The organism is Paraburkholderia sp. A1RI_3L (assembly GCF_048957895.1).
Classification (GTDB): Bacteria; Pseudomonadota; Gammaproteobacteria; order Burkholderiales; family Burkholderiaceae; genus Paraburkholderia; species Paraburkholderia kururiensis.
This window is the reverse complement of the sequence record NZ_JARCHA010000002.1, coordinates 745,634-760,033: the sequence shown is the minus strand read 5'-3', so window position 1 is coordinate 760,033 and position 14,400 is coordinate 745,634. Positions and strand designations below refer to the sequence as shown.

Below are 14,400 nucleotides of genomic sequence, written 5' to 3'. Positions count from 1 at the left end.
GCGCAGCGCGGTCCCGCCGTGATTTCCGCCTACCCTCCGACTTGCTGGAAAGCTCATGAAAATCGCCATCGCCGGTGCATCGGGCCGAATGGGCCGCATGCTGATCGAAACCGTCCTCAACGATCCCGATGCGACGCTTGCCGGCGCGCTGGACCGCGCGGATTCTCCCCAGCTCGGTCAGGACGCGGCGGCGTTTCTCGGCAAGACGAGCGGCGTGCCGCTCACGAGCGATATCGACGAGGTTTTCGCAAAAGCCGACTACCTGATCGACTTCACGCGGCCCGAAGGCACGATGATGTACATCGATGCCGCGCTGCGTCACAACGTGAAGCTCGTGATCGGCACCACGGGCTTCGAGCCCGAGCAGAAGTCCCGCGTGCAGGCTGCGGCGGAAAAGGTCGGCATCGTGTTTGCCGGCAACATGAGCGTGGGCGTGAACGTCACGCTCAAACTGCTCGAATTCGCGGCGCGCTACTTCGCGACCGGTTACGACATCGAGATCATCGAAGCGCATCACCGTCACAAGGTGGATGCGCCGTCCGGCACGGCGCTCATGATGGGCGAGGCGATTGCCGGCGCGCTGGGCCGCAATCTGGACGACTGCGCCGTGTATGGCCGTCACGGCGTGACGGGCGAGCGCGATCCGTCCACCATCGGCTTTTCGGCCATTCGCGGCGGCGACATCGTGGGCGACCATACGGTGCTCTTCGCGGGCATCGGCGAGCGTATCGAGATTACGCACAAGTCCGCGAGCCGCCAGTCTTATGCGCAAGGTGCGATGCGCGCCGTGCGCTTCCTCGAAGGCCACGCCACCGGCCTTTACGACATGCAGGACGTGCTCGGCCTGCGCTGAGCGCGCCGTCCCCTATCCCGCGCCGCGCGCAGCGCGGCAACGGCCACCGGCGTAGCGAGGTCCCATGGCAGCAAGCACCGGTATCCTTCACTACCTCCAGACGAGTGACGCGATCACGCACGCGGTGGCCTGGGTGCTGCTCGCGATGTCGATGGTGAGCTGGTGCTTCCTGCTCGTCAAAACCTGGATGCTCGTGCGCGCGAAAACCCAGGGGCCGCGCGCCCTCGCGCAGTTCTGGCAGGCGAAGACGCTTGCCGAAGGCGTAGACGCGGTGCGCCGCGCCGACCGCGAACGTATCTTCCTGCCGCTCGCGCAGGCGGCGCAGCAGGCTGCCGAAGCGGACCTCCCCGGCGCGCTGCTCGCCCGTGTGGACAGAAGCGAACGCGTGCTTCGCGCGTTGCGTCAGGCGCTCAATACCTCTCAGCGTCGGCTCGAATTCGGCCAGGTGCTGCTCGCTTCGGTGGGCAGTACGGCGCCGTTCGTTGGCCTGCTCGGAACCGTCTGGGGCATCTATCACGCGCTGGGCAGCATCGCGTCGAGCGGCCAGGCCGCGATTGAAAACGTGGCGGGTCCGGTTGGCGAAGCGCTCATCATGACGGCGTTCGGCCTCGTGGTCGCGATTCCGGCGGTGCTCGCGTACAACATACTGGGCCGCCTCGCGCGCCAGCTTTCCGAAGACCTGGACGGCTTCGCGCACGACCTCCACGCGTACGTCTGCGGACCCGATGCCCATGACGCCCCGGCGCCGCCGCGCGAACCGCAACGCAACGCGAGCGGGCGCCAGGTGTCCGCGGGCTGAGACACGAGGAGCGCGGCATGGCATTCGGCGGACTCGACAAGCACCAGAATTCCGCGCCGATGGCGGACATCAACATGACGCCGCTCATCGACGTGACGCTGGTGCTGCTCGTCATCTTCATCATTACGGCGCCGCTGCTCACGCATGCCATCCGGCTCGACCTGCCGAAGGTCGCGGCCGCGCCGGCACGCCCCACGCCGGAAACCATCACGCTTTCCATCGACGCCGCGGGCAAGATTTACTGGAACGCCAGGCCCGTCAGCGCTGACCAGATGCGCGCGCAGTTCGCCGAAGCCGGCCGGCGCGCCGAGCAGCCCGAGATCCAGCTGCGGGCCGCACGCGCCACGCGCTACGAAGTGATTGCGCAGGTGATGGGCGCGGCCCAAGAGGCGGGGCTCGAGCGCATCGGTTTCGTGACCGAGCCACCGCAAGGCCAGGGCGGCGGCTCGCCGGACGTTGCGACACCTGCGCCGACTGCACCCGCGCCGGCTCCTGCGGCTCCCGCGACCAAACCGTAGCCGGTCTAGACGGGTAACCAGTTGGCCGAACAGCCGGTTCCCGAACCCACGCCGCTTCTCAGACTGCTTCTCAGGCCGCGTCTCAGACCGCTTCGTAGACCACTGCGCAAACCGCTTCCAGCCGCAAAACCCCGCGCTCGCGCGGAAGGCGGCCCGTTGCGGACGGTATAATCGTCGTTTCCCGCGAAAAGTCTGCGGGTCTCGCCGAACGGCGGCGAGCGCGACATCAACAAGGCAAACGCACCCGGCCCGGTGCGCTGCACCGAACCTGGCGAAATCCCATCCACACCATGCACGAAAAATACGTTCCTTCCGACGTCGAGTCCACCGCACAGGGCGAATGGCGCGCGAGCGACGCATACCGGTCCACCGAACGCACCGACCGGCCCAAGTTCTATTGCGTCTCGATGCTGCCGTACCCGTCGGGCAAGCTGCACATGGGCCATGTGCGCAACTACACGATCAACGACGTGATGTACCGCTATCTGCGGATGAACGGCTACAACGTGCTGATGCCGATGGGCTGGGACGCGTTCGGCATGCCCGCCGAAAACGCCGCGATGGCCAACGGTGTGCCGCCCGCGAAGTGGACGTACGACAACATCGCGTACATGAAGGGGCAGATGCAGTCGATGGGCCTCGCGATCGACTGGTCGCGCGAAGTGGCCACCTGCAAGCCCGACTACTACAAGTGGAACCAGTGGCTGTTCCTCAAGATGCTCGAAAAGGGCGTCGTCTACAAAAAGACCGGCACCGTGAACTGGGACCCGGTCGACCAGACCGTGCTCGCCAACGAACAGGTGATCGACGGGCGCGGCTGGCGCTCGGGCGCGCTCGTCGAGAAGCGCGAAATCCCGATGTACTACATGCGCATCACGCAGTACGCCGACGAACTGCTCAACGACCTGGAAGGCCTCGGCTGGCCCGAGCGCGTGAAGGTCATGCAGCAGAACTGGATCGGCAAGAGCTACGGCGTGAACTTCGGCTTCCCGTATGAACTCGACGGCGAGCAGAAGCTGCTGCGTGTGTTCACCACGCGCGCCGACACCATCATGGGCGTCACGTTCTGCGCGATCGCCGCGGAGCATCCGCTCGCGACGCATCTTGCCGAGGGCCGTCCGGACCTGCAGGCATTCATCGAAGAATGCAAGCACGGCGGCGTCGCGGAAGCCGACATGGCCACGATGGAAAAGAAGGGCCTGGCCACGGGCTTCTTCGTCACGCATCCGCTCACGGGCCAGCAGGTCGAGGTCTGGATCGGCAACTACGTGCTGATGAGCTACGGCGAAGGCGCCGTGATGGGCGTGCCCGCGCACGACGAACGCGACTTCGCGTTCGCGAAGAAATACGGTCTGCCCATCAAGCAGGTGGTGGACGTGCCGGGCAAGACGTACTCCACCGACGCCTGGCAGGAGTGGTACGGCGACAAGGAAGCGGGCGTGTGTGTTGCGAGCGGCAAGTACGACGGCCTCAAGCACGAAGACGCCGTGAAGGCGATCGCCGCCGACCTGAAGGCGCTCGGCGTGGGCGACCGTCAGGTGACCTGGCGCCTGCGCGACTGGGGCATCTCGCGCCAGCGCTACTGGGGCACGCCGATCCCCATCATCCATTGCCCGAGCTGCGGCGACGTGCCGGTGCCCGAGCAGGACCTGCCCGTTGTGCTGCCCGAAGACCTCGTGCCGGACGGCACGGGCAACCCGCTCGCGAAGTCCGAGGCGTTTCTGAATTGCACGTGTCCGAGGTGCGGCGCAGCCGCGAAGCGCGAAACCGACACGATGGACACCTTCGTGGATTCGTCCTGGTACTTCTCGCGCTATCCGGCCTCGGACGCGACCACGATGGTCGACGAACGCACCGACTACTGGATGCCGATGGATCAATACATCGGCGGCATCGAGCACGCCATCCTGCACCTGCTGTACTCGCGCTTCTGGGCGAAGGTGATGCGCGACATGGGTCTCGTGAAGTTCGGCGAGCCCGCGAAGAACCTGCTCACGCAGGGCATGGTGCTCAACGAAACGTATTACCGCGAGAACGACGCGGGCAAGAAGACCTGGTACAACCCGGCCGAAGTGGCGGTCACGCACGACGACAAGGGCCGCCCCGTGGGCGCCACGCTGAATGCGGACGGCAATCCTGTCGTGCTGGGCGGCGTGGAAAAGATGTCGAAGTCGAAGAACAATGGCGTCGACCCGCAGCTCCTGATCGACCAGTACGGCGCCGATACCGCGCGTCTCTTCACGATGTTCGCCGCGCCGCCGGAGCAGCAGCTCGAATGGTCGGGCGCAGGTGTGGAAGGCGCAAGCCGCTTCCTGCGCCGCGTGTGGGGCTTCGGTTACGCGAACGCGGAAGTGCTGCGTGCGCAGACCGCGCTCGATGCCGCGCAACTCGCCGAAACCGACAAGGTGCTGCGCCGCGAGATTCACGGCGTGCTCAAGCAGGCCGACTTCGACTATCAGCGTCTGCAGTACAACACGGTGGTGTCGGCGGCCATGAAAATGCTGAACGCGCTGGAAGGTGCGAAGGGCGCGCAGCCCGCCGTGCTGCGCGAAACGTTCGGCGTCCTGCTGCGCGTGCTGTACCCGGTCGTGCCGCACGTCACGTACCGGCTGTGGCAGGAACTCGGCTATGCCGCCGAATTCGGCACGCTGCTGGATGCGTCGTGGCCGAAGGTCGATGAAAAGGCGCTCGAGCAGGCCGAGATCGAACTCGTGCTGCAGGTGAACGGCAAGGTGCGCGGCGCGCTGACCGTGGCGAAGGATGCGGCGCGCGAAGCGATCGAGCAGGCGGCGCTGGCCCACGAAATGTTTGCGAAGTTCGGCGAGGGTAAGCCTGCGAAGAAGGTCGTGATCGTGCCCGGCCGCCTCGTCAACATCGTGGTGTAAGCATGCGGCGTCTTGCGCCCTGGTCCGTTCTGAAGGGCGCCAGACGCGAGCGGTCGTTTTCGGTCCAGACGGTTTGTCCGGCCAGTCGAACAGACCGCCGCTTCAAACCGTCGTGAACCTCGGGAGCCCAAGTGATTCGTAGATCGTTTCTGACGCTGGCATGTGGCGCGCTGATGTTGTCCGCCTGCGGTTTCCAGCTACGCGGCCAGCAGAACTACGCGTTCAAGCGCCTCGCGATCGTCGGCGCGCCGGCGCCCGTGGCGGCACGCCTCACGCGCATGGTGGAAGGCGGCAGCGACACCGTCGTGGTCAATTCGCCCGCGAACGCCGATGCCGTGTTGCGCGTATCGGAGGCGCGCGGCATGAGCACGCTGACGCTGAGCACGCTCGGCGTAGTCGAGGAGTATCAGCTCAACTACTCGTTGAACTACACGCTCGTCGGCGCGGACGGCACGATGCTCATCAACCCGAGCGTCATCGCGCTGAACCGTGCCATGACCTACAGCACGCAGTACTCGCTCGCGAAGGGCCAGGAGGCGGACATCCTGTACGCCGACATGCAGAACGACGCGGTCGACCAGCTCACGCGCCGGCTCGGCGTCGTGCACACGCTGCACCCGGCGCCCGGCCAGGAAGTGCCGAGCGTCGCGCCGCGCGCGCCGCTGCCGCCGCCGCCGCTGTGACCCGACTCATCAGCGCAACGCACCCGCGCCATGCAACTGCGACTCGACGCACTCGAAGCACACCTTGGTAAAGGCCTCGCCGGCCTTTACGTCGTCTATGGCGATGAGCATCTGCTCGCGCAGGAAGCGTGCGACCGCATCCGCGCCGCGGCGCGCGCGGCCGGCTTCACGGACCGCAACGTCTTCACCGTCGAGCGTGGTTTCGACTGGAGCACGCTGCTGGGCGCGAGCCAGTCGATGTCGCTGTTCGGCGACCGCCAGCTCGTGGAGCTGCGCATTCCGTCCGGCAAGCCAGGCAAGGAAGGTGCTGAAGCGCTGAAGACGCTGGCCGCGGGCGCGAGCCCCGACGTGCTGACGCTCGTCACGCTGCCGCGGCTCGACGCGGCCACGCAGAAGTCGGCGTGGTTCACGGCGCTGGCCGACGCAGGCGTGGCGCTGAAGATCGATCCCGTGGAGCGCGCGCAGCTGCCGAACTGGGTGGGCCAGCGGCTCTCGCAGCAGGGGCAGCGCGTGGCGCCCGGTGAAGAGGGCCGGCGCGCGCTGCAATTCATCGCCGAACGCGTGGAGGGCAACCTGCTCGCCGCGCATCAGGAAATCCAGAAGCTCGGGCTGCTGTATCCGGCCGGCGTGCTCTCCTTCGAGCAGATTCACGACGCCGTGCTGAACGTGGCGCGCTACGACGTCTTCAAGCTCAACGAGGCGATGCTCGCGGGCGACGTCGGCCGGCTGGCGCGCATGCTGGACGGTCTGCGCGGCGAAGGCGAGGCGGCCGTGCTCGTACTGTGGGCCGTGGTAGAGGAATTGCGCACGCTGCTGCGCATCAAGCGCGGCGTGGCGGCCGGCAAGCCGCTCGCCATGCTGCTGCGTGAGAACCGCGTCTGGGGGCCGCGCGAGCGGCTCGTCGGACCGGCGCTGTCGCGCATCACGGAGCCTACGCTGGAGCGTGCGCTTGCCATTGCGGCGCGGCTCGATCGCCAGGTGAAGGGGCTTGCCGCGAACGCGCGAGGCGAGCGGCGCGACCTGCTGCCGCCCGATGCGTGGGACGGGCTCTTCGAACTCGCCATGACGGTTGCGGCGCCGTCGCCCGCGCAGACGAACGCAGCGTCGGGCAGGCCGGCTGCGCCGGCAGGGCGCGCGTCCGGAGGGCGGCCGGCTGGACCGGCCGCGCCAGCAGCGCCAGCGCCATCGAGGCCAATCCGCGGCCGGCCAGTCTGAATGCCGACGCCGCGCACAAAGGCGAAACGGCGCGGCGCACGACAGACTGCACGACAGGGCGCGAGAGACAAGGCAAGACACGAGCGCCCACCGCAGCGGCCCTTTCAAGCTTCACGGCAAACCTTGGCCGCGAGCAAACGGGGTCGGCAGGACTTACAATCCTGAGACTCCGTGCAAGCAGATACGACATCACGCGCAACGCGCCGCCGGAACGGACCTCGCGAACGCGCAGCATCACGACACATCACCATGGACATCGACCAGTACATGACCGACCTCGGTCGCCGCGCCCGCCAGGCTTCGCGCGCAATGGCGCGAGCGTCGACGGCCGCGAAGAACGCCGCGCTCGAAGCGGTGGCACGCGCTATCGAGCGCGACGCCGCGGCGCTCAAGGCGGCCAACGCGCGCGACCTCGCGAAGGCGCGCGAGAAAGGGCACGACGCCGCATTCATCGACCGGCTCACGCTGTCCGACAAGGCGCTTGCCACGATGGTGGAGGGGCTGCGTCAGGTGGCCGCGCTCGCGGACCCGATCGGTGAAATCTCGAATCTCAAGTACCGTCCGAGCGGCATTCAGGTGGGGCAGATGCGCGTGCCGCTGGGCGTGATCGGCATCGTCTACGAGTCGCGGCCGAACGTGACCATCGATGCCGCCGCGCTGTGCCTGAAGTCGGGTAACGCGACGATTCTGCGCGGCGGCTCCGAAGCGCTCGAATGCAACACCGCGCTCGCGAAACTGATTGCCGAAGGTCTGCGCGCCGCGGGCCTGCCGCAGGACGCCGTGCAGGTGGTGGAAACGGCCGACCGGGCCGCGGTGGGCAAGCTGATCACGATGACCGAATACGTGGACGTGATCGTGCCGCGCGGCGGCAAGAGCCTGATCGAACGCCTGATGGCCGAAGCCCGCGTGCCGATGATCAAGCACCTGGACGGCATCTGCCACGTCTACGTCGACGACCGCGCCGACATCGCGAAGGCGCTCACCGTCTGCGACAACGCGAAGACGCATCGCTACGGCACCTGCAACACGATGGAAACGCTGCTCGTCGCGCGCGGCATCGCAGCCGAGATTCTGCCGCCGCTCGGCAAGCTCTATCGCGACAAGCAAGTCGAGCTGCGCGTCGATCCGGCGGCCCGCGCGGTGCTGGCGGCAGCGGGCGTGGGCCCGCTCATCGATGCAACCGAGGCGGACTGGAGCACCGAGTACCTCGCGCCCGTGCTCGCGATCAAGGTGGTGGACGGCCTCGATGCCGCCATCGAGCACATCAACACCTACGGCTCGGCGCACACGGACGCCATCGTCACCGAAGACCACGACCGCGCCATGCGCTTTTTGCGCGAAGTCGATTCGGCGAGCGTGATGCTCAACGCCTCGACGCGCTTTGCCGACGGCTTCGAATTCGGCCTGGGTGCCGAGATCGGCATCTCGAACGACAAGCTGCACGCGCGTGGCCCGGTTGGGCTGGAAGGGCTTACGTCGCTGAAGTACGTGGTGTTCGGGCACGGGGAAGGGCGGCAGTAAGCGACGTTTCCTGCGTGCCGCACGCATCTTGATGACACGCCTTTAAGAAATTCAAAGGACCACCAATGCTCTGGGTGAAGACGTTTCACATCGTTCTGATTGCTTCCTGGTTTGCCGGCCTGTTCTATTTGCCGCGCATCTTCGTCAATCTGGCGATGGAGACCGAGCCCGCTGCCGTGAAGCGGCTGCTCATCATGGCGCGCAAGCTGTATCGCTTCATGACGATGATTGCCGTTCCGGCGCTGCTGTGCGGCCTGTGGTTGTGGCTCGTGGTGGGAATTGGCCGCGGCCAGGGCTGGATTCACGCGAAGATGGGCGTGGTGGTGCTGCTCATCGCGTATCACGTCTGGTGCGGGCGACTGCTCGCCACCTTCGAGCGCGGCGAGAACCGCCGCTCGCACAAGTGGTATCGCATGTTCAACGAGCTGCCGGTGCTCGGCATGCTTGCCGCCGTCGCGCTCGTCGTCATCAAGCCGTTCTAGTTCCCAGGCCGGAGCCGGGGCCCCAGCGCCTACGGCTCCAGCGGGTCGATGCGTCGGCCCACGATCAGATCTTTCGCCTTCCTCAGCTTTTCCGCGAGCGCCGGTCCGCGCTGCAGCGCCACGCCTACGGCCAGAATGTCGCCGATCGCGAGGTGCGAGGTGCGCGAAGTCATCGGCGAAAAGATGTCGGTGTCTTCGTCGACGTTGGCGTGCAGGCCGACGGTCGCGATGCGTGCGAGCGGCGAATTGCCGTGCGTGATCGCGATCACCTTCGCGCCGCCCGCGAGCGCGGCTTTTGCGGCGTCCACGATGTCGCGCGTGCGCCCCGTGTTTGAGATGGTCACCACCACGTCGCCGTCGCTGAGCAGCGCGGCCGACATCAGGAACGTGTGCGGGTCCGAATAGGCGACGCTCGGCATGCCGAGCCGGAAGAACTTGTGCTGCATGTCCTGCGCGGCGATGCCCGAGCCGCCCGCCCCGTAGAACTCGATGCGCCGCGCGGCGGCGAGCAGCGCGATGGCGGCGGCCACCGCGTCCGACGAGAGCGTGTTGCGCACCTGGATCAGCGCGCCGATGGTGCGGTCGAGCACCTTGGCCGCGACGCCCGGCACCGGCTCGTCAGGCCGCACGTCCCGATAGACGGCGGGCACGCCGGCTGCGACGCCCTGCGCCAGTCGGATCTTGAACTCCCGAAACCCCGAAAAACCGAGCGCCCGGCAAAAGCGCGCGATGGTGGGCTGGCTCACGCCGGCGCGGTCGGCGACCTCGGTCATCGAGAGATCGAGCACTTCGCGCGGCGATTCCAGCACGTAGTCGGCCAGCTTGCGCTCGGATGGCCGCAACTGGTCGCGCATGGCTTCCACCTGGGAAAGCATCATCGAAAAACTCGCACTATGCTGAAAGATCCGGGGACTATAGCGGATTGAATGATTGTACAAAAACTACATGATCTGCGTAGGTGTATTCCCCAGGTTGCAGTCAATTTGCCTTGAGGGCTCGTGGGAATTGGGGGTGCGGTGAGTGGGCAAGCAGTCGCGTGCCTGAAAAAGTGCATTGATGGCTTGTAGTTTTTCTACTAACATCTTCGGGCGCGGCCCTCCGCGCCGGTGGCCGCGCAGCGTCAGCGCCACGTCCATGTCAGAGACGAAGGAGATTCGATGGCTTCCCCGCATGCCCAGTTGATGAAGGTCACGCGCCGCGTGATCGAGCGCAGCAAGCCCACGCGCGAGTCGTATCTCGCGCGGATCGAGGCGGCGCAAGGACGCTTTCCGGCCCGCGGCGCGCTCTCATGCGCGAACCTGGCTCACGGATTCGCCGGCATGGAAGGCAACGACAAGTTCGAGATCAAGGCCCTGCGCACGCCCAACATCGGCATCGTTTCGGCCTACAACGAGATGCTCTCGGCGCACGCGCCGTATCGCGACTACCCCGAAGTCATCAAGAGGGCCGCACGCGAGAATGGCGGCGTGGCGCAGTTCGCGGGCGGCGTGCCGGCGATGTGCGACGGTGTCACGCAGGGCAACGCGGGCATGGAGCTGTCGCTTTTCTCGCGCGAAGTGATCGCCATGAGCACGGCGGTCGCGCTCACGCACAACATGTTCGACGCGGCGCTGTGCCTCGGCATCTGCGACAAGATCGTGCCGGGCCTCATGATCGGCGCGCTGCAGTTCGGCCACCTGCCCACCATTTTCGTGCCCGCCGGGCCGATGACGAGCGGCCTCTCCAACGACGAAAAAGCGAAGATCCGCCAGCTCTACGCCACGGGCCAGGTGGGCCGCGACGCGCTGCTCGAATCCGAGGCCGCGGCCTATCACGGGCATGGCACGTGTACCTTCTACGGCACCGCGAACAGCAACCAGATGCTCATGGAAGTGATGGGCATGCATCTGCCCGGTTCCGCGTTCATTCATCCGCATACGCCGCTGCGCGACGAATTGACCGCCGCCGCCGCGCGCCGCGTTCTGGATCTCACCGCGGAGCGCGGCCACTACACGCCGATCGGTCATGTGATCGACGAGAAAGCCATCGTCAACGGCATCGTGGCGCTGCTGGCCACGGGCGGTTCCACGAACCACACGCTGCACCTCGTCGCGATTGCGCGAGCGGCGGGCATCCTGATCGACTGGAACGATTTCGACGAACTCTCGCAGGCCGTGCCGCTGCTCGCGAAGGTCTACCCGAACGGCAAGGCCGACGTGAACCATTTCCACGCGGCAGGCGGCATCGCGTTCCTCGTGCGCAACCTGCTGGAAGGCGGTCTGCTGCACGAGGACGTGAAGACCGTGGCGGGAGAGGGACTTGCTCACTACACGCAAGAGCCGAAGCTGATCGACGGCAAACTCACATGGGTGCCCGGCGTGGCGGAAAGCCAGGATACCGCGGTGCTGCGCGGCATCAAGGAGCCGTTCCAGCCGGACGGCGGCCTGCGGCTCATGCAGGGCAAGCTCGGGCGCGGTGTCATCAAAATTTCGGCGGTAGCGGCCCAGCATCGTGTCGTGAAGGCGCCGGCCGTTGTGTTCGACTCGCAGGAAGCGGTGCAGGAAGCGTTCGATCGCGGCGAGCTCAAGCGCGACTTCGTGGCGGTAGTGCGCTTCCAGGGCGCACGCGCCAACGGCATGCCGGAACTGCATCGGCTGACGCCGCTGCTCGGCGTGCTGCAGGATCAGGGCTTTCACGTGGCGCTGGTGACGGACGGCCGCATGTCCGGCGCGTCGGGCAAGGTGCCCGCAGTGATTCACGTGTCGCCCGAAGCGCTGCTGCAAGGGCCGCTTGGCAAGGTGCGCGACGGCGACACGATCGTGATCGACGCCGAAGCCGGTGTGCTCGACGTCGAAGTGGACGAGGCCGAATGGGCCGCGCGACCGGTGGCCGCGCCGCGCCATCAGGCGGAAAACGAAGTGGGCTTCGGCCGCGAGCTGTTCGGTGTCTTCCGCGCGGCGGCGGCGCCGGCAGAACTGGGCGCATCGGTGTTCGGCCCGCTCGTGGGCGAAACAGCGCACGGGCAGGCAGACACCGCGGCATCCCATGCTCACCACGAACTGCACAAACAAGGAGCTTGAACATGACTGCAAAGACAGTGGCCGAGATCGTACGGCTCGGTCCCGTGATTCCGGTACTCGCATTCGAATCGGTGGAGCAGGGCGAAAACGTGTCGCGCGCGCTGCACGCGGGCGGCGTGAAGGTGCTCGAAATCACCTTGCGCACCGAGGCAGGCCTCAAGGCGATCGAGCGCGCAAGCCAACTGGCGGAAGACATCGTGGTGGGCGTGGGAACGATCACGAAACCGGAGCAGTGCGCGCTGGCGAAGAAAGCCGGGGCTCGCTTCGGCGTGTCGCCGGGCCTCACGAAGGACATGCACCAGGCCGCGCAGGACGCCGGCTTGCCGCTGCTGCCGGGCGTGATGACGCCCACCGACATCATCGTCGCGCTCGAACTCGGCTACGAGATCGTGAAGTTCTTCCCGGCGCAGCCGGCCGGCGGCGTGCCGATGCTGCAGGCGTTCCACGGTCCGTTCCCGACGCTCAAGTTCTGCCCCACGGGCGGCATCACGGCCGAATCGGCGCCCACCTTTCTTGCGCTGCCCAACGTGGTCTGCGTGGGTGGTTCGTGGCTCACGCCGAAGAGCGCGCTCGCCGCGCAGAACTGGGACGAAGTCACGCGGCTTGCCCGCGCGGCAGCCGAACTCGCGCCGCCTGCCCGGTAAGGTGCTGGACGGTCCGGCGTTCCGCTCGATCGGAATGCCGGGCTGTGGCCATCACGATCCGACGCGCTGGCGTGAGCACAGGCGCCGGGCGGATGTGATGTCGAGCGCGCTGCCGGAACGCACAAAAGCTGCCGTACGGACGTGCCTTGCGAACGTGCGCAGTCCGGCCGATCGGACCCTTCGTGCAGCACGCTCTGCTCGCGCGCAAGCGCTCAAATCTGACAGTAAAATTCAGCGGCCTCGCAGACGAGCCGTAAGCGCAGCCTTGCGCAGAGCCGCCGTCCCGTGCGCCGGCAGCGACTCGCATCCGTTTCCATAACACCAAAGGAGGAGCTTCATGGGAGCCGTCCACGGCAGCATGCTGCTGGTTTTCGCGCTGGTTGCCATTGCCGCGCTGATCCTGCTGATTACGCGCTTCAAGGTTTATCCGTTCCTCGTTCTCATCATCGTCTCGCTGCTGCTCGGCCTCGCCGTCGGCATGCCGATGGATCAGATCGTCAAGTCGTTCGAGACCGGCAACGGCAACACGCTCGGCCACATCGCGATCGTGGTGGGCCTTGGCACCATGCTCGGCAAGATGATGGCGGAGTCGGGCGGCGCGGAGCGCATCGCCACCACGCTCATCGGCTGGTTCGGCGAGAAGAACATCCACTGGGCGATGATGTTCGTGGCGATCATCGTGGGCCTGCCGGTGTTCTTCGAAGTGGGCTTCGTGCTGCTGATCCCGATCGCGTTCAACGTCGCGCAGCGCACCGGCAAGTCGCTGCTGCTGATCGGTCTGCCAATGGTGGCGGGCCTTTCCGTCGTGCACGGGCTCATTCCGCCGCACCCGGCCGCGCTGCTCGCGGTGCAGGCGTATCACGCCGACATCGGCCGCACCATCGCCTACGGGCTGATCGTCGGCGTGCCGACGGCCATCGTCGCTGGTCCCTTGTTTGCACTGCTGATTCATCGCCACATCAAGCTGACCGCGCCGAATCCGCTCGCGGCGCAGTTCATCGAGGGCGGTGATGGTGGCACCGCTTCAACGGGCGGCGCTGGCGGCGCAGCGCGCCCGCAGCGCGAGCTGCCGGGCTTCGGCATCACGCTCTTCACCATCCTCTTGCCTGTGATCCTGATGCTCGTGGGCAGCTGGGCCGACCTCGTGTTCGCGCCGAAGACCATTCCGAACGGTCTGCTCCACTTCGTCGGCACCTCGGACGTTGCGCTTCTGATTGCGGTACTGGTGAGCTTCTGGACCTTCGGCACGCAACGCGGCTTCACGAAAGAGCAGATCCAGAAGTTTTGCGGCGACTGCCTTGCGCCTATCGCGGGCATCACGTTGATCGTGGGCGCGGGCGGCGGCTTTGGTCGCGTGCTGATGGACAGCGGCATTTCGAAGGAAATCATCTCGCTCGCGCAGAACGCGCAGCTTTCGCCGCTGCTGCTCGGCTGGTTCGTCGCCGCGTTGATCCGCCTTGCAACGGGGTCGGCGACCGTCGCGATGACGACCGCGTGCGGCATCGTCGCGCCGATCGCGTCGGCGAGCGGTGTTCAGGTGCGACCGGAACTCATGGTGCTCGCCACCGGTTCGGGCTCGCTCATCTTTTCCCACGTGAACGACGGCGGCTTCTGGCTTATCAAGGAGTACTTCGGCATGACCGTCGGTCAGACGTTCAAGACGTGGTCGCTTTGCGAGACGATCATTTCGTTGCTCGGTCTCGGTTTTACGTTCGCACTGGCGGCAGTGCTGTAAGGAGCA

General features: G+C 66.4%; 12 protein-coding genes. 11 read left to right on the top strand and 1 reads right to left on the bottom strand.

Going from position 1 to position 14,400, the window contains the following annotated elements; all coding sequences use genetic code 11:
• The first annotated feature begins 55 nt into the window (after positions 1 to 55).
• The 8 genes from dapB (at position 56) to PXJ20_RS09515 (ending at position 8,956) form a co-directional block, all read left to right on the top strand.
• The gene (gene dapB / locus PXJ20_RS09550) at positions 56 to 853 is read left to right on the top strand and encodes a 4-hydroxy-tetrahydrodipicolinate reductase (protein ID WP_421029856.1); all 798 of its coding nucleotides are present in this window, start codon (positions 56 to 58) and stop codon (positions 851 to 853) included.
• 64 nt (positions 854 to 917) lie between these two features.
• Positions 918 to 1,652 (top strand): MotA/TolQ/ExbB proton channel family protein, encoded by a 735-nt coding sequence (locus PXJ20_RS09545; RefSeq protein WP_421029855.1) that lies wholly within the window; start codon positions 918 to 920, stop codon positions 1,650 to 1,652.
• Positions 1,653 to 1,669: 17 nt separating this feature from the next.
• Positions 1,670 to 2,170: an ExbD/TolR family protein gene (locus PXJ20_RS09540; protein ID WP_421029854.1), complete on the top strand. Its 501-nt coding sequence runs from the start codon at positions 1,670 to 1,672 to the stop codon at positions 2,168 to 2,170.
• Positions 2,171 to 2,460: 290 nt separating this feature from the next.
• Entirely contained in the window at positions 2,461 to 5,055 is a 2,595-nt protein-coding gene (gene leuS, locus PXJ20_RS09535) for a leucine--tRNA ligase (protein WP_277596860.1), read from the top strand.
• Between the two features lie 131 nt (positions 5,056 to 5,186).
• Positions 5,187 to 5,738: an LPS assembly lipoprotein LptE gene (gene lptE, locus PXJ20_RS09530; protein WP_042302491.1), complete on the top strand. Its 552-nt coding sequence runs from the start codon at positions 5,187 to 5,189 to the stop codon at positions 5,736 to 5,738.
• Between the two features lie 30 nt (positions 5,739 to 5,768).
• The gene (holA, locus tag PXJ20_RS09525) at positions 5,769 to 6,953 is read left to right on the top strand and encodes a DNA polymerase III subunit delta (protein ID WP_042302490.1); all 1,185 of its coding nucleotides are present in this window, start codon (positions 5,769 to 5,771) and stop codon (positions 6,951 to 6,953) included.
• Between the two features lie 249 nt (positions 6,954 to 7,202).
• Positions 7,203 to 8,474, top strand: a complete 1,272-nt coding sequence (locus tag PXJ20_RS09520) for a glutamate-5-semialdehyde dehydrogenase (RefSeq protein WP_421029853.1) — start codon at positions 7,203 to 7,205, stop codon at positions 8,472 to 8,474.
• A 65-nt stretch (positions 8,475 to 8,539) separates the two neighbouring features.
• Positions 8,540 to 8,956 carry a CopD family protein gene (locus PXJ20_RS09515; protein WP_421029852.1) on the top strand — a complete coding sequence of 139 codons (417 nt, stop codon included), beginning with the start codon at positions 8,540 to 8,542 and terminating at the stop codon, positions 8,954 to 8,956.
• 29 nt (positions 8,957 to 8,985) lie between these two features.
• On the opposite strand, the gene PXJ20_RS09510 is transcribed toward PXJ20_RS09515, so the two are convergent.
• Positions 8,986 to 9,834: a MurR/RpiR family transcriptional regulator gene (locus PXJ20_RS09510; RefSeq protein ID WP_421029851.1), complete on the bottom strand. Its 849-nt coding sequence runs from the start codon at positions 9,832 to 9,834 to the stop codon at positions 8,986 to 8,988.
• Between the two features lie 279 nt (positions 9,835 to 10,113).
• Between PXJ20_RS09510 and edd the strand changes: the two genes are divergently transcribed.
• The 3 genes from edd (at position 10,114) to PXJ20_RS09495 (ending at position 14,394) form a co-directional block, all read left to right on the top strand.
• The gene (gene edd / locus PXJ20_RS09505; RefSeq protein WP_421029850.1) at positions 10,114 to 12,015 is read left to right on the top strand and encodes a phosphogluconate dehydratase; all 1,902 of its coding nucleotides are present in this window, start codon (positions 10,114 to 10,116) and stop codon (positions 12,013 to 12,015) included.
• Between the two features lie 2 nt (positions 12,016 to 12,017).
• Positions 12,018 to 12,659 (top strand): bifunctional 4-hydroxy-2-oxoglutarate aldolase/2-dehydro-3-deoxy-phosphogluconate aldolase, encoded by a 642-nt coding sequence (gene eda, locus PXJ20_RS09500; RefSeq protein WP_126878057.1) that lies wholly within the window; start codon positions 12,018 to 12,020, stop codon positions 12,657 to 12,659.
• A gap of 337 nt (positions 12,660 to 12,996) precedes the next feature.
• Positions 12,997 to 14,394 carry a GntP family permease gene (locus tag PXJ20_RS09495; RefSeq protein ID WP_199543854.1) on the top strand — a complete coding sequence of 466 codons (1,398 nt, stop codon included), beginning with the start codon at positions 12,997 to 12,999 and terminating at the stop codon, positions 14,392 to 14,394.
• The last annotated feature ends 6 nt before the right edge of the window (positions 14,395 to 14,400 follow it).